Annotated in this window: 19 protein-coding genes, 1 tRNA gene and 1 pseudogene; 10 read left to right on the forward strand and 11 right to left on the reverse strand. The window is 52.5% G+C overall.

Translation table 11 applies throughout. The features are described 5' to 3' along the window. Nucleotides 1–200 precede the first annotated feature (200 nt). Nucleotides 201–1967, forward strand: a complete 1767-nt coding sequence (locus QGG23_03040; protein ID MDP6048408.1) for a M14 family metallopeptidase — start codon at nucleotides 201–203, stop codon at nucleotides 1965–1967. A 111-nt stretch (nucleotides 1968–2078) separates the two neighbouring features. Here QGG23_03040 and QGG23_03045 read toward each other — a convergent pair whose 3' ends face one another. Beyond that, nucleotides 2079–3101 (reverse strand): LLM class flavin-dependent oxidoreductase, encoded by a 1023-nt coding sequence (locus QGG23_03045; GenBank protein MDP6048409.1) that lies wholly within the window; start codon nucleotides 3099–3101, stop codon nucleotides 2079–2081. 104 nt (nucleotides 3102–3205) lie between these two features. On the opposite strand from QGG23_03045, the gene QGG23_03050 reads away from it, so the two are divergent. Beyond that, nucleotides 3206–4480 carry an FAD-binding oxidoreductase gene (locus QGG23_03050; GenBank protein MDP6048410.1) on the forward strand — a complete coding sequence of 425 codons (1275 nt, stop codon included), beginning with the start codon at nucleotides 3206–3208 and terminating at the stop codon, nucleotides 4478–4480. A gap of 44 nt (nucleotides 4481–4524) precedes the next feature. After that, nucleotides 4525–4794: a hypothetical protein gene (locus QGG23_03055; protein MDP6048411.1), complete on the forward strand. Its 270-nt coding sequence runs from the start codon at nucleotides 4525–4527 to the stop codon at nucleotides 4792–4794. A gap of 174 nt (nucleotides 4795–4968) precedes the next feature. On the opposite strand, the gene QGG23_03060 is transcribed toward QGG23_03055, so the two are convergent. The 3 genes from QGG23_03060 to QGG23_03070 all read right to left on the reverse strand — a co-directional run bounded on the left by QGG23_03060 (nucleotide 4969) and on the right by QGG23_03070 (nucleotide 7673). Next, a complete protein-coding gene (locus QGG23_03060; GenBank protein MDP6048412.1) occupies nucleotides 4969–6291 on the reverse strand; it encodes an RsmB/NOP family class I SAM-dependent RNA methyltransferase in 1323 nt (440 codons plus the stop codon). Nucleotides 6292–6475: 184 nt separating this feature from the next. Continuing rightward, the gene (locus tag QGG23_03065; GenBank protein ID MDP6048413.1) at nucleotides 6476–6826 is read right to left on the reverse strand and encodes a DUF1634 domain-containing protein; all 351 of its coding nucleotides are present in this window, start codon (nucleotides 6824–6826) and stop codon (nucleotides 6476–6478) included. A 1-nt stretch (nucleotide 6827) separates the two neighbouring features. Next, nucleotides 6828–7673, reverse strand: a complete 846-nt coding sequence (locus QGG23_03070; protein MDP6048414.1) for a sulfite exporter TauE/SafE family protein — start codon at nucleotides 7671–7673, stop codon at nucleotides 6828–6830. A gap of 610 nt (nucleotides 7674–8283) precedes the next feature. On the opposite strand from QGG23_03070, the gene QGG23_03075 reads away from it, so the two are divergent. Beyond that, the gene (locus QGG23_03075) at nucleotides 8284–8448 is read left to right on the forward strand and encodes a 50S ribosomal protein L40e (GenBank protein MDP6048415.1); all 165 of its coding nucleotides are present in this window, start codon (nucleotides 8284–8286) and stop codon (nucleotides 8446–8448) included. Nucleotides 8449–8453: 5 nt separating this feature from the next. On the opposite strand, the gene QGG23_03080 is transcribed toward QGG23_03075, so the two are convergent. The 3 genes from QGG23_03080 to QGG23_03090 form a co-directional block, all read right to left on the reverse strand. Beyond that, nucleotides 8454–9158, reverse strand: coding sequence for an aspartate/glutamate racemase family protein (locus QGG23_03080; protein ID MDP6048416.1), 705 nt, complete (start codon nucleotides 9156–9158; stop codon nucleotides 8454–8456). Between the two features lie 50 nt (nucleotides 9159–9208). Further along, complete coding sequence (locus QGG23_03085; protein ID MDP6048417.1) at nucleotides 9209–10699, reverse strand: 2-isopropylmalate synthase; 1491 nt, start codon at nucleotides 10697–10699, stop codon at nucleotides 9209–9211. A gap of 154 nt (nucleotides 10700–10853) precedes the next feature. Next, entirely contained in the window at nucleotides 10854–11294 is a 441-nt protein-coding gene (locus QGG23_03090; protein ID MDP6048418.1) for an Lrp/AsnC family transcriptional regulator, read from the reverse strand. 154 nt (nucleotides 11295–11448) lie between these two features. On the opposite strand from QGG23_03090, the gene QGG23_03095 reads away from it, so the two are divergent. Genes QGG23_03095 through icd form a run of 3 tightly spaced genes read left to right on the forward strand, consistent with a single transcriptional unit; the run spans nucleotide 11449 to nucleotide 16191 of the window. After that, entirely contained in the window at nucleotides 11449–12828 is a 1380-nt protein-coding gene (locus tag QGG23_03095; protein ID MDP6048419.1) for a 2-isopropylmalate synthase, read from the forward strand. Nucleotides 12829–12837: 9 nt separating this feature from the next. Then, nucleotides 12838–14751 (forward strand): aconitate hydratase, encoded by a 1914-nt coding sequence (locus tag QGG23_03100; GenBank protein MDP6048420.1) that lies wholly within the window; start codon nucleotides 12838–12840, stop codon nucleotides 14749–14751. A gap of 9 nt (nucleotides 14752–14760) precedes the next feature. Further along, nucleotides 14761–16191 (forward strand): isocitrate dehydrogenase (NADP(+)), encoded by a 1431-nt coding sequence (gene icd / locus QGG23_03105; GenBank protein MDP6048421.1) that lies wholly within the window; start codon nucleotides 14761–14763, stop codon nucleotides 16189–16191. Between the two features lie 89 nt (nucleotides 16192–16280). Here icd and QGG23_03110 read toward each other — a convergent pair whose 3' ends face one another. Next, nucleotides 16281–17138, reverse strand: coding sequence for an SMP-30/gluconolactonase/LRE family protein (locus QGG23_03110; protein ID MDP6048422.1), 858 nt, complete (start codon nucleotides 17136–17138; stop codon nucleotides 16281–16283). 322 nt (nucleotides 17139–17460) lie between these two features. Here QGG23_03110 and QGG23_03115 point away from each other — a divergent pair. Next, nucleotides 17461–17537 (forward strand) — tRNA-Val (locus QGG23_03115). A gap of 76 nt (nucleotides 17538–17613) precedes the next feature. Here the strand turns inward: QGG23_03115 and QGG23_03120 are convergent. Next, nucleotides 17614–18015 (reverse strand): annotated as a pseudogene (locus tag QGG23_03120) (arsenate reductase ArsC). Between the two features lie 212 nt (nucleotides 18016–18227). Between QGG23_03120 and QGG23_03125 the strand changes: the two are divergent. Then, complete coding sequence (locus QGG23_03125; protein MDP6048423.1) at nucleotides 18228–18686, forward strand: universal stress protein; 459 nt, start codon at nucleotides 18228–18230, stop codon at nucleotides 18684–18686. Between the two features lie 183 nt (nucleotides 18687–18869). Here the strand turns inward: QGG23_03125 and QGG23_03130 are convergent, their stop codons facing one another. Then, nucleotides 18870–20159, reverse strand: a complete 1290-nt coding sequence (locus QGG23_03130) for a tRNA (N(6)-L-threonylcarbamoyladenosine(37)-C(2))-methylthiotransferase (protein MDP6048424.1) — start codon at nucleotides 20157–20159, stop codon at nucleotides 18870–18872. Between the two features lie 453 nt (nucleotides 20160–20612). On the opposite strand from QGG23_03130, the gene ftsZ reads away from it, so the two are divergent. Next, on the forward strand, nucleotides 20613–21728 hold the full coding sequence (gene ftsZ, locus QGG23_03135) for a cell division protein FtsZ (protein MDP6048425.1): 1116 nt from the start codon (nucleotides 20613–20615) through the stop codon (nucleotides 21726–21728). Nucleotides 21729–21834: 106 nt separating this feature from the next. Here ftsZ and QGG23_03140 read toward each other — a convergent pair whose 3' ends face one another. Continuing rightward, nucleotides 21835–23181, reverse strand: a complete 1347-nt coding sequence (locus tag QGG23_03140) for a folylpolyglutamate synthase/dihydrofolate synthase family protein (GenBank protein ID MDP6048426.1) — start codon at nucleotides 23179–23181, stop codon at nucleotides 21835–21837. Nucleotides 23182–23201: the final 20 nt, after the last annotated feature.

The raw sequence follows: 23201 nt of genomic DNA on the forward strand, positions 1-23201 counted from the left end.
GAAAAGGTCTGTGAAGCTTGTTAACACCCATATGACTAACTTACTCTCGGTTATCCCCTATTCGGTGAATGAATTCACCCATCTTAGGGAGATCAAATAAGCATCGATCACAACACGTACCCTCTCGGGAAAAATATGACCATCAGAAAGCCCTAGAGGTCTAAATTAACTATGTTCTTTCCGCTTCACTTTTAGATGAATTGTCGAAATGTTATATCTATGTTTATGCGTCAGGTAGATACGCGATCTGCAAGGTGGCATCATCCTTGAAAAAGTTGAAATTTGATCATTATTACCTCTACGGAGAGATTACTGAGGCCCTGAATGAGCTAGCCACGGAATATCCCTCCCTCGCCAAGTTGACATCAGCGGGAAAGAGTATTGAGGGCCGTGACATCTGGGTCATGGAAATAACTGACTTTGGGACGGGGCCCCCGGAGTGCAAACCCGCCGTCTGGGTTGACGGGAATACCCACGCTGGCGAGCCTACAGGGTCTATGGTCTGTCTTAAAACCATCAGTCACTTGCTATCAAGCTACGGAAAGGATCCGCGAATCACAGAGCTACTTGGTAATACAACTTTTTACATCTTACCTAGGGTGGACCCCGATGGGGGGGAATTCGTCCTCACAACCCCCTATTACGTCCTCAGCGCCGATATTGAGACTGGTGGAGGGAGATGGTACCCTCTTAGTGAGGAGGAGTGGCGGGCGTCCCAGCACGGCCTCTACCTTGAGGACATCGACGGGGACGGGTCCATCGTAAAGATGAGGATCCCAGACCCAGCGGGGGAGTGGAAGCCCATGGAACAGGACAAACGGCTCATGGTCAAGAGGAGGCCAGAGGACCGGGAGGGGGATTTCTATAGGATGTACCCAGAAGGAATGATACTGAACTACGAGGGTGAGAAGGAGATCAAGATGGCTCCCTCCCGCTGGGGCCTCAACATGGGCGGGAACTGGCCCGGGAACTGGGGCACCGAGAACCCCGGCAGGGGAAGCGGCCCTTATCCGCTATCCGAGCCCGAGACCAGAGCCATCGCAGACTTTATTCTTGGCCACCCAAACATCTGCGTGGGGGTCACCTACCACACTCACGGCGGAGTCCTGTTTAGCTACTCAGAATACTTAGAGCTCCCTTCCCAGGATCGAAAGCTATTCGAGATCATCAACTCGGTCTTCGTGGAGCAGACGGGCTACCCGTTCCGCTCCAGCGTGAAGCGGAGGGGGACGGGCGGGGGTTTCTCCTCATATATGACGGTTCACAGAGGGATACCCTGCACCACCGTGGAGGTCTGGGACCTCATCAGTCGGCTTGGAATGGGGAACTTCATGGAGAGAGGCGGATTCTACAACACTCCCGATAGGCTCGAAGAGCAGGAATTGAAGCTCATGGCCTGGAACGAGAAGGAACTTGGGGGTAAGGCTTTCGTGGAGTGGCACCTGTTCAATCATCCTCAGCTGGGCCCTATAGAGGTAGGGGGATGGATCAAAAAGTTCCTCTGGAGGAACCCCCCCGTGGAGTTCCTGGAGGATGAGATAGATAGGAATATGGGCTTCCCCGTTAAACTTGGAGAGTACCTGCCCCGACTAAGCGTAAGGGAGGCCTCATCAACAGACATTGGAGGGAATCTGTACAAAGTCTCAGTCACCTTGGAGAATTTAGGGGCGTTCCCAACCTACATAATGCAACAGGCCGTAGAAATCGGGGCCACAAAGCCGGGTATAATTACCCTCAAGCTGGGAGCGGGGATGAATCTGATCAAGGGGGCGAGGCATGAGACTTTCCATCTGGAAGGATATCTAAATAAGACTCTTACGGGATCTCGATACGAGAGGCTAAACACCAGGGACAAGAACATGGCCACTTTTAGCTGGGTAATCGAAGCTGAGGGGCCGGGGGAGGTCGAGGTGCGCTACGAGTCCCCAAAGGCAGGGAGAGGCATTACAACCCTAAAGATCCTGTAGCAGATGCAATGCGCGTGAGGATTAGGCCTATGATGCCCTCCAGACCCTACTTGATGTATACCATTCTCTAGATCACTTTGAATGATTTCCTAACATCTGGATCTATAACTTTTATGAACTGGGATAGTTTTCTCGGAAGTAAGGGATAATCTCTTCCCCAATGAGCCTGATAGTCTCCGCGGGGTCGGGACCCAAAGGAGGTCCAAATCTTATGTGATTGAGCCCCTTATTGACCAGTTTCTCCAGACGCCGGATGCAGTCCTCAGGGGTCCCATGGATTGCAATATCAGCCATCTTGTCGGTTACAAGGGATCTTGCTTTCTCCGGGTCCTTCGCGGCGTAGGCCTCCCTGATGGGATCAAAGTCTAATGGAGTTAATCCTATCTCGGCGATCATATCGGGGGCGAGGTGGGGGCCATAAAATGATACCAAGCCCCTTAGAGCTTTCTTAGCTTTCTCGGGGTCCTGGGATGCGGAGAACCAAATGCAGCCAACCACGTCGATATCGTCCAGGCACCTCCCTGCCCTCCTGGCTCCCCTGATGATGTGACCTTTGACAGTTTCAAAATATTCGGGAGGGAAGAGGAGAGGTAGGCCTCCATCGCCGATCTCCCCAATAAGCTCCAGCATTCTCCTGCTCTGGGCCCCCAAGTAGAGTGGTATCGAGTCTCTGAAGGGCTTGAACCGAATATAGGCCTCCTTTGTCCACCTCTTGAAGACCTTGCCATCATGCTCCACCCGCTCTCCCTTGAGGAGCCTCCGAATCAGAGTGAAGCTCTCCCGCATCCCGGAGATGGGCCTACGGGCCTTGATCCCAACCCACTCCAGGAACTCAACGGCCCCAACACTGATGCCTAGACGGACCCTACCGTGGCTATATTCGTCAAGGGTGGCGGCGTGCATTACCAGCTCTGCGGGGTTCACTGTATATGGTGTCACTATCCCGGTGCCCAAGTGGATCTTGTTAGTGTTCGCGGCGGTGGCCGTAAGAAAGACCCAGACGTCTCTCTGGAAGAGGTCTTGGCAGTACCAGACGCAGTCCAACCCCGCCTTTTCAGCGAGGACAGCATACCTAACGGCCTTCTCGGTTGGTCCGTGGCCACTGTTGAGTGAGAGGCTGAAGGTAAGCGTCATGTTAGGGTTCAAATTAGGTTAAGGGTGTGATAAGAGTTCGCTCCACGTGTGCCGGGCACTTTTTCCCCCCAACTCTTTTCTTCAATTCACTCCCCTTTCCTGCCATGGATTGTGATATTCTGGTGATTGGTGCCGGGATCATGGGGCTCAGCTCGGCTTACCACCTGAAGAGACTGAATCCAAAGAAGAGGGTAGTCCTGATTGAGAGGCTCGGTGCCCCTGGGCAGGGAAGCACAGCCAAGAGCGCTGGGGGATTCCGGGATCTCCTATTGTCGGGGACTAACAGGATCCTTGCTGAGGCAACTATTGACTGGTTCCGTCACATTCAGGCGGAGACAGAGCACAACTTGAAGATGCATAACACAACTTACCTTTATCTTCTCGGGGTGACTCAGTATGCCAGACGCAAGCCCCTTTTCGAGGAGATGGAGAAGGTGGGGCTTAAATTGAAAACCTTCAGTCCCAAGGAGTTGAAAGGTCATATCCCTGGTCTTGTGATAGATTTTAGCGGAGACGAGGAAGCAGAGATGATGGGTATAGAATCCATCGAAGCAGGAGTTCAAGGAATTAACTGCGGGTCGGTGGACACCGATTCCCTATCACGATGCTTAGAGGCCCTCTTCCTGGGGCTTGGAGGGGAGGTGCACTACGGTACGACGGCTGACCGGCTTTTACTGGGCGCAAGGAAGGCGCTGGATATCCCCGGTGAGCCTTTCGTTTGGCAGAAGGCCTTGGTGAAGGGGGCGGAGACCAGCCTCGGTGAGATACGGGCGATGACTACGGTAGTGGCTGCGGGTGTCTGGTCGGAACGGCTGCTGGATCCTATAGGCTTCGATTCTATGATGCGGCCAAAGAAGCGGTGCATGTATGTCCTTAAGGATCCAAGGCTGAAACGGTTACTCTATACCCGGGGCTTCAACAGTGATAAAGTTCTCCCCGTGACCCAGATACCAGATGCCGGGGTCTATCTAAAGGGAGATCTCTCCGAGGGGAGCATCTGGGTCGGGGTCACTGAGGACCTTGGGAGGGAGTACCGTCTCGAAGATGACCCCCAGGCCGAGGAGGAGACCTACTCCGGGAACGCCTACCATGCCCTGGTAAAGTACCTGCCCAGTTTTGAGGGCGTGCGTCCCGTGAACATGTGGGCGGGGCAAAGGGCTGTAAATGGCTTCGACAAGATTCCTGTGGTGGAGGGGATGCCTGGATTGATCTACGTGGGAGCCGCCACTGGGAACGGCATCATGAAGTGCGACTCCTTGGGCCGGATTGTCGCGGCCTACTATGCAGGGGCGAAGGATGCCAAGCTGTATGGGGAGCGTAGGGTCCGAGTCTCTGACATTAGTGTGAAAAATCGCCGGGTAGAGAAAGAGCGATTTTAAACGGTGATCTAGGTTTCATCCTTCTTAGACCCTCAACGGAATCAATGCCATATAGACTTGCTTTATGTCGAGGACTCTTGAGGTGTACCCTACTCTGGTGTATCCTAGATGTAGACGATCGATCCCAGGAGAAACCTCCTGATCTCCCTGTAGGAAACCTCCACCTCAAGCTAACCTGTCAGGCAGATCAACAACTAACGCCACAGAGCGGGGATTCAGTGGCCATACTACTCGGGGGGGAGTCTCTTGATGAAGGAAATATTGTCCAAGGGCAGGTTCTCGGAAACCGATTTGTGTGGCTCTGGGGGGCTTAATCTCCCCGTTCCAACATGAGCTGTTGTACGGGGAGGTAGGTTTCACCGTCCCGGTCCGAATAGATCCTAATGTAACTCTAAGGCTGATCTATCTTTTTTTGACCTGCCCTACTTTTCCGATGCAGTAAATAAGAGTCTATCACGCGAGATCCTCGCTATTTTTGAGGACTCTTGTTACTCGCGGTTCAGTCTAGCTAAATAGAAACCGTTGCACTCATTTAGATGCGGGTAAAGACGCTGAGCTCCTTCCTGACCACGTAGTCCCGGGAGCCCCAGCCTGGGAAGGGCATCAACCAACCCGAACTCTGGGTGCTCCCTTAGAAAGTGCTCCACCACCATCTCATTTTCCTCAACAGTGATGCTGCATGTACTATACACGATGGACCCACCCTCGGCAACACGATTTGCACACCTGCTTAAGATCCTTCTCTGGATCCCAGCCATCCTCCCGATGCTCCCTCTTGTGATGCGCCACTTCCCGCTTGGAGCCCTGCCGAACGTTCCTGTCCCTGTGCACGGAGGATCCACCAGTACCAGATCCGCTTCTATATCCGGATAAGCCCCCTGTTTTATAGCGTCCCCCAGCACTGGGATTGCATTTTCCACTCCGAGTCTCAGCATCTCCCTCTTCCACGCCTCAAGGCGTTTCTCAGAGAAATCCATAGAATAAATCCGGCCTTCTCCCGCTAACCTCTCGGCAATATGCCCCGTTTTAATCCCGGGGGCGGCGCAGACTTCTAGAACTGTCATCCCGGGCGCCGGGGCGGCGACGAATCCTGCCAGGGCGCTCGCCTTATCCTGTATGGTGAAGAGTCCCATCTCATGAGAATTCAGGAAGACGAGGGGCCGGGCTTGGGCCACAACCTTATAAATGTGTTTTAGACCGACATTTTCCAACTCTACGCCCTCCCCCCTTAGCTTTCCTAGAAGCATCTTATCGTCTCCCTTAGTTTCGTTGAACCTCACGTAGCTGGGGGGAACAGGGGCTTCCAGAAGCCGGGTCGACTCTTCATCGCCCAGGAGTTTCCGGCAGTATCTTACATACCATGTAGGATGGAACGTCCTCAGGGCCGTGACCTCGTCCTGGGATATCTCCTCCCACAGGATCTCAAGGCGGGGAATTAGGATCAAGGCCTCCTCGACAGGGGCGAAACCCCTTTCCCCTAGAATCTCTCGGGCGAGGTCTTCCATCTCCACCAGCTCCTCATAGGTCGGGTCCCCGTATATCGCCTCGGAGGCGTAGATCCTAAGGAAGTTCTTTTTTCCAAGGAAGATCTCGTTAATGCCGTCTTCACCAATGGCCCTCAAGATGATGTGGTCGAGGGCGTTCCTCCTCCGGGTAGTTTCCATGATGAGCCGGAATGCGTGGCGCAGCGTGGTTCCATCCCTGATCCGGAGCTGTTCGGCTGTGCTCCGAAGGGCCTGGCGCCCGTTCATCCTCTTTAGTTCCATCCAGCTCAGGGCCTCTATGGCAAGCGCCAGCGTCTCAGACCTCATAACCAATCCCCCCCGGCATCCACTGTGGAGCGGAGGGATTACTACCTTATCTTGGTTCCGACGAGGGCACTATATTTCATCAACTAAATGAGTGCGCCTTGAAAGTGCTCATAACTAAACCTGATAATCCACGCGCGAGTGAATTAATTCGCATGAAACACCTATATTATCCAACTTGCGGTTGTTACCCCATATTAATAGTGAGGCCGACTAGTAGGACCAGTAGAACTACTGTTGTTATTATCGCCAGCGAATCATCATTGCCCCTGAAAAATATGTAGACAGCCGATGCGATGTTTAAAATTGAGGTTGCTATAAGGACTGTGAATCCTAATAACAGGACTTGGGATGGCATAATTACTAGGTTTCCGTTTAACATATTGTCCCACTCCTGTGTTCCATAAGGGTTTGAGGTGTCCCCGGTCACGAACGTCATGGCCATACCTATGACGATGAGTATCGCGCTAATCCGAACCCCGAAGGAGAAGATTGTTGCAGCGCTACGCCTAACTCGCATCATCATCTCTTCGCCCATTCTAGATTCCCATCCCAAAGAGAATCATTCTGATAGCAATTATGTTCAGCAACACGATAAATGTCTTCTTGAGAGCGATCCCTTTGATCTGGGTAGAAAATCGAGCTCCGATGCTCGCACCAATAATCGAACCCAAGACCACAGGTGCAGCGATAAAGACATCGCAGTACTGATTTCTGATGTAGACGAGGGCGCTCGTAGCGGCAGTGACCCCAATCATGAAATTACTAGTCGCGACCGCCGCTTTCATAGGGATATTTCCAATAACATTCATTGTAGGGACTTTGATCGCTCCCCCGCCTATGCCTAATAGCCCAGACATAATCCCAGCGATGTAGCTGATTCCGAAGGTCTCTGGGGTCCTGCTTACGCCATATTCTATCGACTCTTCTCTAGCATTATCGTAGTAACTCCCCGCGAGGCTTAGGCGCTCAGCAAGCCCGTCATTTGGGGCATTTAACCAGCTTCTCCCTCCCTTCTTGATCTGCTTGAACATGGTCCCTGCAGTGTAGAAGAGGGTCAGGCCGAAGACTATGCTGATAATCTTGGAGTTTACAAAAGGTACAGTGATGGCCCCCGTCAACGCTCCAAGGGTCGTGGCTAGTTCGAGGAAGAACCCCAGCCTAATGTTGGTCATATCCTCCTTTACGTACTTGGCGGAGGAGGCGATTGACTTGGCGAGGACCGCGAGAATGCTGGCGCCGGAGGCGACCTGAATGGGAACCCCTAGGAGGAAAACAAGGAAGGAAACCGTGAAAACTCCGCCCCCCGATCCCAAAAGGGCCCCAACGGCTCCCGTGACGACGCTGAGGATGAACGCTTGGAGGGTAAAGACGGGGAGGATCATCAGTATAAACAATTCAAGGTCATAGGCAAAATTTGAAGTTTATTGTCAGGTATCTCACCAATCCAGCATTCAAGCATTTTCACGAGGAAAAACATGACCCAACTCTCCAATGTGAACAAAGTCCCGCGCAAAGATTCTTTTTGTTTTCTTAATATAAAAAAATCTTTTGCAAACGCGTGAGGCCTAGTTTTTTGATGGAGAATTTGGAACTATACATCCTATTCGTCATGTAGATGAAGCTAGAGATGGCCTTCTAGTTCCCCAAGGCCTCTAGACCTACTACCAAAAGCGGCAATCGAGGTGTCCTCCAGATAATTGGGATATACTCTATCTCCATAGTGATGCCCATAGCTGAATTTGCGCCCTATAACAATTGACTATTTCACCTAATTTTCTCTCTGCCTTTAAGATGAAACTCGCCCTAATGCGCATGACCCCCCCCAAGCCGAGATCTCCCTATTTGTCGATAACCTAAATATAACCCACTTATTGTCCAGACGAAAATATTTCTCACGACCTTTAAGCGGCCCAAGGCACTTTAGAAAAAGTAAAATATAGGTGAACCTATTACATCGAAGCTCCTTAGCTGGGGCAACACAGAGGCCTATTGATGTCATTAAGGGATCCGTTTAAACTAGCGCTGGCACGCAGTCACTTAGTAGACAAAACCGTCTGCAGGAGTTGCGGAGCTACAAATCCTCCCAAGGCGGTAAAATGTAGAAAGTGTCGTGGCAAGAATTTAAGGCCAAAGCGAGTCAAGGGCCGATCTGGCTGACATCTTCAAAGTTTTCTCATTAGCTCCCCGTAGCCGTCGAGTCCAGGGGTCACCCTGCCCCGAAGGGCTGCCCACATTGACGCCTGATTGCTGGTGACCACGTGTTTGCCTAATCCTTTTTCGAATTCCTCGATGAGACCAACAACGGGGAGATTCGTGCAGCTGATGAAGACCGCGTCGGCATCATCTGCGACCTCCCATATGATGCTCTCTAAGGTCGCTTTAGGCACCTGTCCAATACCTAGATTGTCCAGAATGCCGAGGCCCCGTATCTCCATCACCTTGAATCCAAAAGTCTCTAGGAAGCTCTTCTCTAGGCCGTTGAGCTCCTCCGAGTAGGGAGTTGCCACCCCTAAGCGTCTCGCCCCTAGGCTTCTCAGTGCCTCTATCACAGCAATACTTGTAGAGACTGCAGGTATCCCCGTCTCTTTCTTGATTCTCGCCATGAGACCCTTTTCCCATTCGACACCTTTCACCAAGGAGCCCGTGGTACAGCCGTAGACGATGATCTCCACCCCTGCATCGGCGAGAAGCCCGGCGGCCATCTCGGTGTCCTCGGCCATCCGAATCAGGGCTTCAGGTGTGACTTTGGTGAGCCTCATCCTGGCTGTGTGAACGGTGACCCCTCTAGGGGCCATTGTGTAGAAATCAGGCTCCATGATAGTGTTACTGGAGGGAACGAGGATGCCTATACGAAGCTCTGGGGTCAAATGGATTTCCTGGGGCTGACTCAGGCGTTGGCGGATAAAAGTTTGGGGGCCTAGGTGGTGTCGCTGTTCTTGTCGTTAACGAGGAGGACATTCATCCCCCTCAGATAGGCCTCGATGCTTGCCTGTACGATGTCCTCGTGGACACCTGTCGAGTTGACGATCCTGTTCCCCCTCCGAAGCCGGACCTCAACATTCACCACTGCGTTGGTCCCTCCCGTAATAGCCTCGACGTGGTAGGTGTCAAGTTGGATTTGCTGGTCTTGGGGGAGGGCCTTACTCACGGCGTTGAGAGTCGCGTCTACTGGCCCATTTCCCGTCGACTCCTCTATAACGGTGACCCCGTCGAGTCTCATTTTCACCGAGGCAGTGGGGGTGATCCTATTCCCCGTGGTCACCGTGTACTCATTCAGGATGATTCTGGGCTCCACCCTGAGGCCCATAGCTTCCTCCGCGAAGTCAAGGAGGTCTGCGTCCGTTACCCCCTTCCCGCTATCCCCGAGGTTCTTCACCCTGGCCATGATCACTCCGAACTCTGCCTTGGATGGCTGAAGCCCCATTTCGACCAGAGACTTCAAGAGTCCCGTAGAGCCTGCGTGCTTTCCGGAGACTATGCGTCTCGCAGCCCCCACAAGCTCGGGGTTGATAGCTTCATAGGTGGTGGGGTCCTTGGAGATGGCGTGAGTATGAATCCCCGACTCGTGGGCGAAGGCGTTGGCCCCAACAATGGCCTTATTAGCCTGCACCGGCATTCCGGTTAGGTGGCTCACCATCCGGGATACGCTGGTGAGCTTTTCCATGCGGACACTAGTATCCCTATTGTAGAGAATCTTGAGGGCGACCACTATCTCCTCAAGAGCGGTGTTCCCCGCTCTTTCACCTATCCCATTGACCGTGACATGGACTATATCGATCCCCGCTCCAAGGGCGAAAATACTATTCGCGACGCCGAGACCGAAATCGTTGTGACAGTGAACCCCCAGAACCTCTCCGGGGAAGGCTCCCCGCATCTCAGAATATAGGTCGAAGGACTGACCGGGTGTCAGAGTCCCCACAGTATCGCAGATGGTCATCCTATCAAGACCCGCCTCGAAGGCCCTCCCAGCGAGTATTTTCAGGTACTCCCTGTCGGCCCGGGAACCGTCCTCTGCTGAGATCTCTGCGACAAGGCCATGATCCTTAGAGTGGGTTACAGCCGCAGCGGTAATATCTAGGACCTCCTCCCTGGTTTTGCGGAGCTTGGTCTCGATGTGGAGATCAGAGCTTGGTATGATAATGTTGACGCTGTCGACTCCAGCTTGGATGGCGGCGTCAATGTCCGTGATGACCCCCCGAGTAGCGCTGCAGACTTCTGCATCGAGCCCCTCGTTTGCTACAAGTTTCACTGCATTGAACTCCCCTTGGGAAATGCATGCAAACCCCGCCTCTATGACCTCGACCCCCAGGGTGTCGATGGCCCTGGCTACACTGAGCTTCTTCTCAGGTGTCAAGGAGATCCCGGGGGTCTGCTCCCCGTCTCGGAGGGTTGTATCTAGAAACTTCACGTGTTTTGGGAAGTCAGTTAATAAAGCGATACCCCATGTTACATTCCTTCAGTGGCAGCATCTACCCCTCAAGAAGGGAATATAAAAGTAACGGAACAATAGAGAAGCAGACAGCGGGGATCCATAAACGGGGCATCTGGGATTTTTCCCTTTTTTAGAGGATGTTAAAGTCCTCCTTTAGGGTGATCAGAGCTAGGTGTGTCTTCGTCCGTTCGACGTTCTCGATCTTTAGGACCCTCTTGGTGAAGCTGCTAAGGTCCTCCCTACCCTTGAACTTGGCTATTACCATCATATCAGAGTCGCCGGTAACGTTGTAGATGGCGCAGGTGCCTTTAATTCTGGTGACCTCTCTTCCTACCTCCTCGGTCATTCCCATGGAGACAGTTATCTCTGATATTACCGTCAATTCGTATCCAAGCTTCTCGTAATCTATCTGGGCTGTGTACTTAGTGATAATCCCCTTCTCCTCAAGGTCCCTGATTCGCGACACGACAGTTCCAGGGGATATTTTCAATATTCGTGCGATCTCCCTGAATGACCTCCGGGAGTCAACCAAGTACTCCTTCAGAATCTTCTCATCCATCTCATCAATCATATGTAATCCGCCTCATATTTGCTATCTGTCTAATTATACATTATCTTTATGGTCAAATGCCCAGTAAACATCCGATCAGTTTTTTATATAGTGAATATTTTAGTATCCTCCTGTATCTCTGTCGAAAAACTGGTTTTCATGGTGCTATGTTCTGATGTTTGATCTCGAAAAGGTGATCAGTCCAAATTTGTATAAGGAGGTTTTTCCCTACGATGGGCTACCTCGGATGGAGTTTGAGGAGAAGCTTGTCCCAATGAACCTACCTGAAGAGATCTGGGTTACAGACACCACCTTCCGTGACGGTCAGCAGGCTAGGGAGCCCTATACCGTGGAGCAGATGATTAACCTCTTTGATCTGATGCATAGACTCGGGGGCGAGGAGGGCGTAATCAAGTTCACGGAGTTCTTCCTTTACACCAAAAGGGACAGGGAGGCAGTAAAAAGATGTCTCGACAGGGGTTATGAATTCCCAAAAGTTACGGCCTGGATCCGTGCTACTAAGGGGGACCTCGAGCTTGTGAAGGAGATCAACGTGGAGGAGGTAGGCATTCTCTCTTCTTTGTCCGATTACCATATCTTCTACAAGTTCGGGTGGGACCGGGAGAAGACCGTCAATAACCACCTCTCCATAGCAGAGGCCTGCTTAAAGAAAGAGATTATCCCCCGGTGCCACGTGGAGGACGCGACTCGGGCTGATTTTCAGGGCGTAGTGATACCCTTCGTCCAGCGACTCATGTTGCTCTCAGAGGAATATGGCCTACCTACAAAGGTCCGGCTGTGTGACACCCTCGGTCTTGGGCTGCCTTATCCCAACGCCAAGCTCCCGAGGAGCATCCCTAAGATGATACACGCTGTCACTTCAGAGGGGGATCTCCCGAGCGAGTGGCTGGAGTTTCACGGCCACAATGACTTCCATCAGGCGGTAGGAATCTCCACTTCCGCTTGGCTCTACGGATGCTGCGGTAATAACGGGACCCTCCTAGGTATTGGAGAGAGGGCGGGAAACACCCCCGTTGAGGGTCTACTATTCCAGCTCCTCCAGCTGAAGCGCGATACAACTGTAGACACGATGGTCCTGAAGGAAATCGCCGAATACTACCGTGATATAGGGTACCTCATCCCGGAGTTCCAACCCCTGGTCGGAGGGAACTTTAACGTGACAAGGGCCGGGGTCCATTCTGACGGCATGATCAAAAATCCCGAGATCTACACCAGCTACAATATGGGGGAGATCTTGGGGCTCCCGCCCAAAAGCGTGGTGGGCCGATATTCTGGGGCGAGCGGAATAGCTTGGAAGGTCAATGAGCTGCTGAACATAGAGAAGAAGAACTGGTATGGCAAGAAACATCCGGCCATCCTCCTAATCCTAGAGACCGTAGGAAACCAGTACAACGAAGGAAGGGTCACAGCTTTCTCTGACCGGGAGATTCTAGAGCTGATTAATAAGTTTCTCCCCCACCACAGGGAGAAGGCCCCGACCTCTATAGTCTCAAGTCTTGCTGTCGAAAAGATTGAAATCGTGGAAGCCGAATAAGCCCTCAGTATGAAATTAAGCATCTCGGAGAAGCTTATATCCCAGCACCTGCTCGAGGGCCAAATGGAGCCCGGGGAGGAGATAGCTCTCCGTATAGATCATACCCTCATACAGGATTCCACTGGAACGCTGGCAGATCTACAGCTAGAGGCCATTGGTGTGGATCTGGTGAAGGCCGAGCTGTGCCTTAGCTTCGTGGATCATAATACCCTGCAGGGGGATCACAGAAACGCTGACGACCACGCCTACTTGAGAACAGTGGCTGGCAGGCACGGCCTCACATTCTCTAGGCCGGGAAACGGAATCTGTCATCAGGTCTATCTCGAGAGGTTTTCCAAGCCAGGTCGCACCCTCTTAGGTAGTGATAGCCATACTCCCACCGCCGGGGGCGCGGGCGTTCTCGCTATGGGTGCCGGTGGCCTAGACGTCGCCGCTGCAATGGCGGGGGAGCCTTTCTACCTCAAAATGCCCATAATCGTGAGTATAGAGCTCACGGGATCGTTGCCCGAGTTCGTCTCGGCGAAGGATGTTATCCTTGAGGTCCTCAGGAGGACTGGCGTGAAAGGGGCGGTGGAGAAGATCCTAGAGTACAGGGGACCAGGGGTCGAGACTCTTAGCGTCCCTGAGCGAGGGACTATAACAAACATGGGAACCGAGACTGGGGCGACAACATCGATCTTTCCATCAGATGAAGTCACAAAGATATTCATGGAGACCCAGGGGCGAGGGAATGACTATCAGGAGATAACGGCCGACGCGGATGCATCCTACGGAGAGGAGATGCACATTAATCTCTCTGGGCTTGAACCCCTGGTCGCCTTACCCCATAGTCCCGGCAACGTGGCTAGGGTGGCTGATGTGGTGGGCACGCCTGTCGACCAGGTCTGTATCGGGAGCTGCACCAACTCCTCCTTAAGGGATCTCAAGATCGTGGCCCAGCTTCTGAAGGGTAGGAAGATCAGCAGGGGGATAAGCCTCACCGTCTCCCCTGGGACCAGGCAGGTCTTAGATCACCTCACTGAGAGCGGAGAGCTGGGGTATCTCATCAAAGCCGGCGCCAGGATCTTGGAGTGCGCCTGCGGTCCCTGCATAGGCATGGGACAAGCTCCAGCGACGGACTCGGTATCATTGAGGACCTTCAACCGGAACTTCAAGGGGAGGTGCGGAACAGAGTCCGCTGGAGTTTACCTTGTAAGCCCTGAGACCGCTGTAGCGTCTGCGATCCACGGGGTAATCACTGACCCTAGGAGCCTCGGCCACTATCCTACGATCAAAATGCCTAGGAGATTCACTGTCAACGACAATCTTATCGTGAAGCCCTCTGAGGGCAAAACTGATGTTGAGGTGATCAGGGGCCCGAACATACGTCCCCTCCCTGAGTTTCCTCCCCTTGAGGAGACGCTCGAGGGGGAGGTCCTGCTAAAACTGGGGGATGATATCACCACAGACGACATTCTGCCCGGAGGGGCCCACGTCCTCCCCCTGAGGAGCAATATCCCCGAAATCAGCAAATATACATTCAAGGCGGTAGACCCCGGCTTCTACGCAAGGTCCTTGGCAAAGGGAGGCGGATTTGTGGTCGGAGGTACCAATTATGGTCAGGGCTCATCGAGGGAGCACGCCGCCATGTCCCCAAAATATCTCGGGGTCAAGGCCATCCTAGCGAAATCCTTCGCCCGGATCCATCTTACTAATCTCGTGAACTTCGGAATCGTCCCGCTAACATTCGTCGACGAAGATGATTATGACAAGGTTCGTCGAGGAGATTCCCTGAGGCTGGAGTTGGGCAACCTTCGGGGAGACCTCTCGCTAGAGAACTTGACGACGGGCTCCAGAATACGGGTGGCTCACGGCCTAGGGGAGAGAAACTTGGAGGTTCTTAGTATGGGGGGAAAGCTCCCCTATATCAAGAGCCGGGCATAGATACCCATGATGGACAAAGTTCTCACCTCGCCACCCAACGGGGATGCTATTGTTGTCGATGGGAGCCGCCTTGTGGTGCCCAAGAATCCCATTATCCCCTATATACGGGGCGACGGGATCGGGGCCGATATCACTCCGGTGATGCTCAGGGTTGTAGATGCTGCCGTGGAGCAGGCGTACGGGGGTAAGCGGGAGATAAGCTGGATGAGGGTGCTTGCTGGGGAGGATGCAGTAGAGTCTGCCGGCCTTACACCAAATGAGGCAGCAGTGGCATCAGCCTCGGAGTTGAATGATCTCTTCCTCCCAAAGGACACTCAGAAAGCGATCTCGAGGTACAAGGTCGCGATTAAGGGACCTCTGACAACCCCCGTCGGGGAGGGTTTCAGAAGCCTGAACGTCTCTTTAAGGCAGCTTCTGAATCTCTACGCCTGCGTTCGCCCCGTGAGGTGGTACCCCGGGGTGCCTGCCCCTCTGAGGCATCCAGAGAGACTTGATGTGATCATCTTCAGGGAGAACATCGAAGACGTTTATGCGGGCATCGAGTGGAAGGAGGGCTCCCCCGAGGCTAAGAAGGTACGACAGTTCCTTACGTCGGTTATGGGGGTGGAGATCCGAGGCGACAGCGCCATCGGCGTTAAGCCCGTTAGCGCCACAAGATCCAAAAGGCTTGTGAGGGCCGCGATCAGATACGCCCTGGCAAACAAGAGGAGGAGCGTTACTTTAGTCCATAAAGGAAACGTCATGAAGTTCACCGAAGGCGCCTTCAGGAATTGGGGCTATGAGGTAGCGATCCAAGAGTTTCGGGACTCCATAGTAACTGAGGACGAATACGGAGTCCTCCGCTACCGGAACCTGTATCCGGGCCTAAATGACCCAGAACTGGTAACCAAGCTGAAGGAGGGTGGCTACTACGACTCCGATGTCAAGTCTTTGAGGATGGTCTTGGATCATCTCGATGAAACTCACGGAGGTGATAGGCTCTTAGGGAAGCTCCTGGTGAAGGACCGCATTGCAGACCAGATGTTCCAGCAGCTCATGCTCCGGCCCGAGGAGTACGACGTTATCGCCACTCTGAACCTCAACGGGGACTACTTGAGCGATTCCTGCGCCGCCGAAGTCGGGGGTCTTGGGATTGCCCCGGGTGCAAACATCAACTACGAGACTGGAATCTCTCTCTTTGAGGCCACCCACGGTTCGGCTCCTAGACACGCGGGGCTTAACCGGGTTAACCCTAGCTCAATGATCCTCTCCGCGGTATTGATGCTGGAGTATTTAGGCTGGGGGGAGGCCGCCTCAATGATTGAAGCCGCACTACAAGCTACCTTTGCAGACAGGACAGTAACCTACGATTTGCATCGCCAGATGGAAGGAGGTACCCTGCTTAGCACCTCAGAGTTCGGCGAGGCCATTGTGAGGAACTTAACTCACTCTGGACCTTAGGTGAGATACTATCCATTCGATCCTCTATTAGTGCCGGGAAGCGGATCTTAATTTGACGCAGAGGGATATGGGTATGGTTGAGCTGATGTTCAAGCCGAGTACATACCCTCAACCTTCGTTTTAACGCAATAGAGAGAAGTTCTGGCAGTTATATAGAGCGTTTTCCAGTCTTTGCCTCCCCACGCCAAGTTCGCCGGTATCTCTGGTATCTTGATTATGCCTAGATGTTTACCCTCTTCAGAAAACACCCAGATACCAGCAGTGGCCACGTAAAGGTTGCCCTCGACGTCGACTTTCATTCCATCGGGGTTCCCGGGTAGCTCCGACCTGATTTCGGCGAAGACACGGCCGTCTGTCAAGGTCCCGTCGTTCTCAACGTTGAAGGCCCTAACGTGCCTCCTGTCGGAAGAATCGGCAATGTATAGTGTTCTCTCATCCGGGGAGAAGGTCAGACCATTCGGTCGCTCAAAGTCGTCGACGAGCAGGGTTGGCTCCTTTTTGCCCGCCTCGAGACGGTAGACGCCCTGGGACAAAAGCTCCTGCTCCTCGGGCTTTATGCCATATGGTGGGTCCGTGAAGTAGATGCTTCCGTCCGACTTAACTACTGCGTCATTGGGGCTGTTAAGGCGCCTACCCCCATACGTTTCGGCGAGGACTGTGTAGTTGCCATCTCTCTCCACCTTTCCTATCCGGCGAGTGCCGTGTTCACAAGTTATGAGACTTCTGCTCATGTCAAGGGTCAGCCCATTGGAGTTCCCACTGGGCTCCCGGAAAATCTTAGCTGACCCTCCCGGAGTCCACCTATATATTCGGTTCGCCGGGATGTCGCTGAAGAGGAGGCAACCCTCAGAGGCATCCCAGACTGGGCCCTCGGTGAACTTGTAGCCTGTAGAGAGATTCTTAACCTTACCACCATCGAGCAGAAATGAGCTCTTTCTATCACTCAAGATGTTCACGTCATGATAACTTAATGGCAGATGATATAGAACTTCTTCCGAATCTCTAAGCTCTTCGTGAGACGCCATCCTCTCTATTTGATCCAATTTGGGTAGGTGGGGCTAGAATTTCCTCTGGCTGCCATGAACTTAGTCATAGATGCAGGAGAATTAGCCAAATATTAATCGGAGAGTCACAGTAAATCTATTACTCATTCGCGAGATATGTTAATGCACATGCCCCATACCCATAAGTGAGGCGGTAGCTCATACGGACCTTCTACATTTTCAAGAAAAGAATTTTAATCTGACATGGCGAGTTATGGATGCAGTTGGGCCGGTAGTCCAGCCTGGTAGGACGCTGCGTTCACACCGCAGAAGTCGTGAGTTCAAGTCTCACCCGGCCCACCACTTCTCAAGTTCAATTAATATACCTTGTTAGACGTGCGCGAATCAATAAAACTCTCATGTAACAATCTATACATAATCACTGCGCGCGCATATCCAAGGTAGAGACAAGGGTATTTACCTTACTTTGAATCTCGTCCCTGATTCCCCTCACGACCTCCAAAGGTTGCCCATGGGGGTTATCAAGGCTCCAATTCTCCATCTCCACGGGAATCACGGGACATACATCCTCGCCGCAGCCCATTTTGACCACGAGATCTGCTCCCTGCATCATCTATGTATTGAGCCTCTTAGTCCTCGCACTATGTATATTGATACCGAGCTCCGCCATGGACTCGACGGCTACAAAATTTATCTTATCCGAGGGCATACTACCCGCGCTAATCCCCTGATGTCTTCCACCTGAGACTTCATTTAGGAAGGCCTCCGCCATCTGGCTCTTCCCCGCGTTATGAATACAGACGAACAGCACCTTCGCCATGTTTGATCTATAGCTATTCTTCTTCCACTGCAGAAAAACCACACGGAAACCATGAAAAAGGGGTCATCATTAATAAGCGTCACAATTAGGTGGCGAACTAGTGAATCACGCCCCTGCTCGTACCGACGAGACCTGCAGATAATAAAAATACGGGGCCATCCTAGCTTTTTCCATCATCATTTATTATATATCGCCCTCCCTCATCGTAGATTATGTTCAAAAAGATCCTCGTGGCTATCGATGGTTCCGCCCAGGCGAATCTCGCCTTCAATTTCGGTGTGGACTTGGCTAAGAGAGACGGAGCAGAACTATTAGTGCTGACAGTTGTACCCCCTCTTCCAGTCTACATTGCGGAGGAGGGCGAACTCTCGTACTTTCAGCGTTTCATTGACGATATGGAGCAATTCCATAACAATCTGCTAACCGAGACTATCCGGGACATCAAGAGCAACCACATTGGATTGAAGGCAAGATCCGTCTTGAAGAAGGGGGAACCTTCAAGGAACATCATCGAGGTCGCGAAGGAAGAAGAGGCAGACCTCATCATCCTAGGTAATAGGGGCATCGGTGGAATCCTAAGCTGGATGCTCGGGAGCACCAGTAAAAGAGTGGCGGATGCCTGTACGGTCCCGGTGCTCATCGTGAAAAACAGGGAATACTGTGAAGCCTGAGATGAAGCTCTCCTTAGACCCAATCCCATTTGAGGCCACAACTGAGATCTCGCCCAATGGAGTCTTCCTTATATTATAATTCTTAACTGGAATGAGCTTGGCTCAGAATGTTCAGGTTTATTCAGAGAATGCTGCTACTATCATTTTGTTCAGGTGGGTGAATGGTTTGTTTCAGTGTCCCCGTTATGTGGTCTCTCCGATAAGATAGCCCCTTAAAGCCTCGGTGATCCTGATCTTCACGGAATCCCCGACCCGGACGGGGTCCTTAATCACAATCGGCTTGTACGCAAAGTTCCTGGCCATCATCCCGCCGGATCTCCCTGGCTCGTCTACTAGGGCCTTACCCTCCCATCCCACCCACCTAAGATTAGCCTCTAGACTTATGTCCCTCCAGAGCCCCGAGAGGAGCCGGGACCTCTTCTTAGTGATCCTACCGTGGAGCTGGCCCTCCATCGAGGCTGCCTCTGTCCCAGGGCGGGGCCAGAACCTAGAGATGTTGAGGACGTCCGGTCTCATCTGCTCCACAAGTTTTATGGACTCCTCAAATTGGCTCTCGGTCTCCCCAGGGAATCCGCAGATGATATCAGTGGAGATGCTCGCCAATGGATGCCCCTCTTTAAACCTCTGTACCAGCTCCCGATATTCCTTCACGGTGTAGCGACGGCCCATCCTCCCCAGAACCTCATCACTCCCAGACTGAGCCGGTACATGGAGAAACTTGAACACCTTATCAGAGTGATATGCCTCAATGAGAGGGTCTAATATTGGTTTCGCCTGGCTGGGGGTCATCATCCCAACCCGGATGAAGTAGCGCCCTGGGAGATCCGCGAGCCTCCCTAGAAGCTTAGGTAGCCCCACGCCCTTCCAGTGGTACGCGGCGGTGTCCTCAGCGGTGACCCATATTTCCCTACATCCTGCCACAAGAGCAGTCCGTGCATTATCTACAATCGCCTCAGCTGGGAACGAGGTGAGGCCCCCACGGGCTTGCTTTACGATGCAGTAGCTACAGCTCCCGAGGCACCCTGAGGCTATGGGTGCAATGTGGACCACGGGGTTCTCCCGGATCCGAGGAAGACCGGTTTTATCTGGTCTTCCCCCCTCAAGGGCTTCCATGCTTTCGCCTATAATAGCTGCCCCGACAACCCTCACCACCTCTCTGATATTGTCTGGCCCTATCATACTGGCCCCCGGGGCGATATCGGCTACTAAATCCCTCTGGGCTTTAGGCATGCAGCCGGCAACAATTAATGGGGGCCCGAGCAGGTGGAGTTCCCTGATTCTCTTCTCGATCTTCTTTTGTGTGGGGGTTTTCACAGTGCAACTGAGAACCACAGAGGCATCGGCGGATCCTGGCTCCCCTACGATAGTGTGCCCCGCCTTCCAGAGGAGGCCTTGGACTATCTCGGAGTCGGCTAGGTTAGCGCTGCACCCGTACGCTTCGACGTATACCCTTGCTATATGCCAACTCTCCACCAGTTCTTGGTTTCGGCTCCTTGATAAATCACACGAGTCGTAATGAATAGGGGCTTTTCCTTCTTCATCTTTTGGAAAATTGGAGTTTGAAAGATTTATAAGGGCTTTTTTATACCTCGTTTTGATAATCCCGAAGGATCGTTTACGGGATTTTGTATTAAGTGTATAAACTCCTTCTGATTTATAATGCGGAATTTCCTAGATTTAAAACATAAATATGGTTTATTTAGCCATTAATCGTAGAAAAATCAGGATAAAATACAGAATCCTGTTAATATGATGTGCCAAATTTATCGAGGTTTGGTTGTACCAGTTATGTCTAATTGTCTCTCGTTCCACAGACGTTATTAATATTCGACGAGAATAACTGAAACAAATCAGATAATACTCAGCCTTTTGAGACAATCTTTAGGTGTGGGGACAACCCTGGGGTGTTTCTGGAGTGATTGAAAAATGGTTCTCATGGAGAAGGCGCTTAGTTGGACACGCCACGAAGTAGATATCAAGGGGCTTCGTAGGCCAGGGGAGTGTAAGATCGCGATTGTGGGAGTCGGAGGATGTGGTAACAACACCCTCAACCGGCTGATGAAATCTGGAATAAGTGGTGCCGAGTGCATCGCCATAAACACTGATGTCCAACATCTGGACACCATCCACTCCGACAAGAAGGTTCTCATTGGGGAGAAAGTGACTCGAGGTCTCGGGGCGGGGAACATGCCAGACATAGGCAAGGACGCCATGCTGGAGAGTGCCGACACGTTGGATCGCCTCATCACGGGAGCTGATATAGTATTTATTGCTGCAGGGATGGGCGGGGGTACCGGGACTGGGGCGGCTCCTGTGGTGGCAGAGATAGCTCGACAGAAGGGGGCTATTGTGGTAGGTGTTGTCACCATGCCGTTCCGGCATGAGAAGGGGCGCTTTGAGTATGCTCTCGAAGGGCTAAAAAAGATGAGAAAGACCACGCACACGACAGTAATCATCGACAACAACAAGCTCATGGACCTAGTTCCACAGTTGCCCATAAACACCGCCTTCACCTTTGCCGACAGCATCCTGGCGAACATGGTGAAAGGCATAGTGGAGACGATTGCATTGCCGAGCCTGATCAACCTAGACTTTGCCGACTTCAGAACCATCATGACGAAAGGCGACGTCGCCATAGTAGGTATGGGTCAAAGTAATTCCCCGGAACGGGCCGAGGACGCCGCGCGAAACGCCTTGGAGCACATGCTCCTCGACGTGGATTATAGTGGCGCAGACGGGGCCCTCATCCACATCAGCGGGGGGGCCGACATGACCCTAGGCGAGGCAGTAAGGGCCGCGGAGTACGTCACTGAGATGATGGGGGACAAGGCCATGGTTATCTGGGGCAGTAGGGTCGATCCAGACCTCAACGATATGCTTAGAGTCACTCTGGTGCTCACCGGAATCAGGAGTCCTCACCTTGTGAGCGGCTATGAGATACCTGTGGTCAAGCTCCATCAACTGGAGCCCTATGCCACACCGGAGATGCACTTGGGCATTAACTTTGGGCTCTACGATATCGAGAACAAGATCTACCGCTGAGTCTAAACCAATCGTTTCATCGGGATTTCTTTTTATTCCTTTTTTAGCTCGATTTTGGGGTATTCTCCCCAGCTTGGTCCGTGATAAATTTAATCTTAAGGTGTGCTCATGGATTTTTTGATTCGAACCAAATTTCCCTGGCTTCCCCTACCAAGAAGACTGAACCCACGATGATCACCATGCCGTTCCCTCCAGCCAACGTTATTGCCCGGGCGATGGCCTCCTTCACATTTGGAACGATCTCACTCGGCTTACCGTGTCTATGAGCCTCACTAACAATGAGAAGGGGGTCAGCCGCCCGCCCTAAGACCCTGTGGACCGTGATCACATATCGGTCCACAACCTGGGACAGCTCCGCAATCATCTGAGGGATCTTTTTATCTGAGGAGATGCTTACAACAGCAATCAGCTTCTCCGAGGTGTACTCACTCAGGAGGGCCTCTTTGACGGCTTTCATTGCTTCGATATCCTTGGCTACGTCCAGAAGAACCATGGGGCTCCTCTGAACTACCTCCATCCTCCCGGGCCACTCCACGTTTTTGAGGCCCTTTTCAATAGCTTCCACAGGTACGTTGACGCCGTGGAACCCGAGGGCCTCTACCGTACCAACAGCAACCGCGGCGTTTAGTAGTTGGTACTTTCCAAGGAGGGGCAAACTGAGCCCTTTGTACTTGTCCCGGATCCCCTCCAGCCTAAACCTCTGCCCCTCATAGTTAGTGCTCAAACGCTTAAATGTGATATCGGTGCCCACCCTGAATATTCTGGAGCCCACAACTGAACAGATTTCCTCCAATAGAACGTAGACCTCGTCGTCCTGGGTAGCAGTGACTAAGACCCCCCCTTTCTTTACTATCCCTGCCTTCTTCTCGGCGATCTCCAGCACCGTGTCGCCCAGGACCTTAGTGTGCTCGAGGCCGACGTTTGTGATGACGGAGACCAGGGCCTTCACGACGTTGGTGGCATCGAGTCTCCCCCCCATTCCCACCTCGATGACGGCAAAGTCTACCCTCCGCTCAGAAAAGTACTGGAAAGCCATAGCGGTGACTATCTCAAAAAATGTCGGATGCCTCAGCCCAGGATCTATCTCCATCTCCTTGCAGAGGGGCCGTATCTCGTCCACGAGTTTCAGTACGTCGTCTAGGGGGATCTGGCAGCCATTGATCTGGATGCGTTCGGTAAACGAAGACAAATGGGGGCTGGTGAACATCCCGGTCCTGAAGCCTGCCTTGGAGAGGATGGAGGCTACCATTGCGGTGGTAGATCCCTTCCCGTTGGTTCCTGTGACGTGAACTGACCGGAAATCCTCCTGTGGATTATCCATTAGCTCTAGGAGGTGCCCCATATACTCTAGGCCCAGCTTGGAGCCGAACCTCTTGATCGAAAAGATCCACTCAAGGGCCTCTTTGTATCGTGCCTCTAATCCTGATACCTCGTCCCCCTCCAGTATTGTCATTATACATGGTTCAACATTTT

It is taken from the genome of Candidatus Bathyarchaeota archaeon (genome assembly GCA_030739585.1).
Lineage (GTDB): Archaea > Thermoproteota > Bathyarchaeia > TCS64 > TCS64.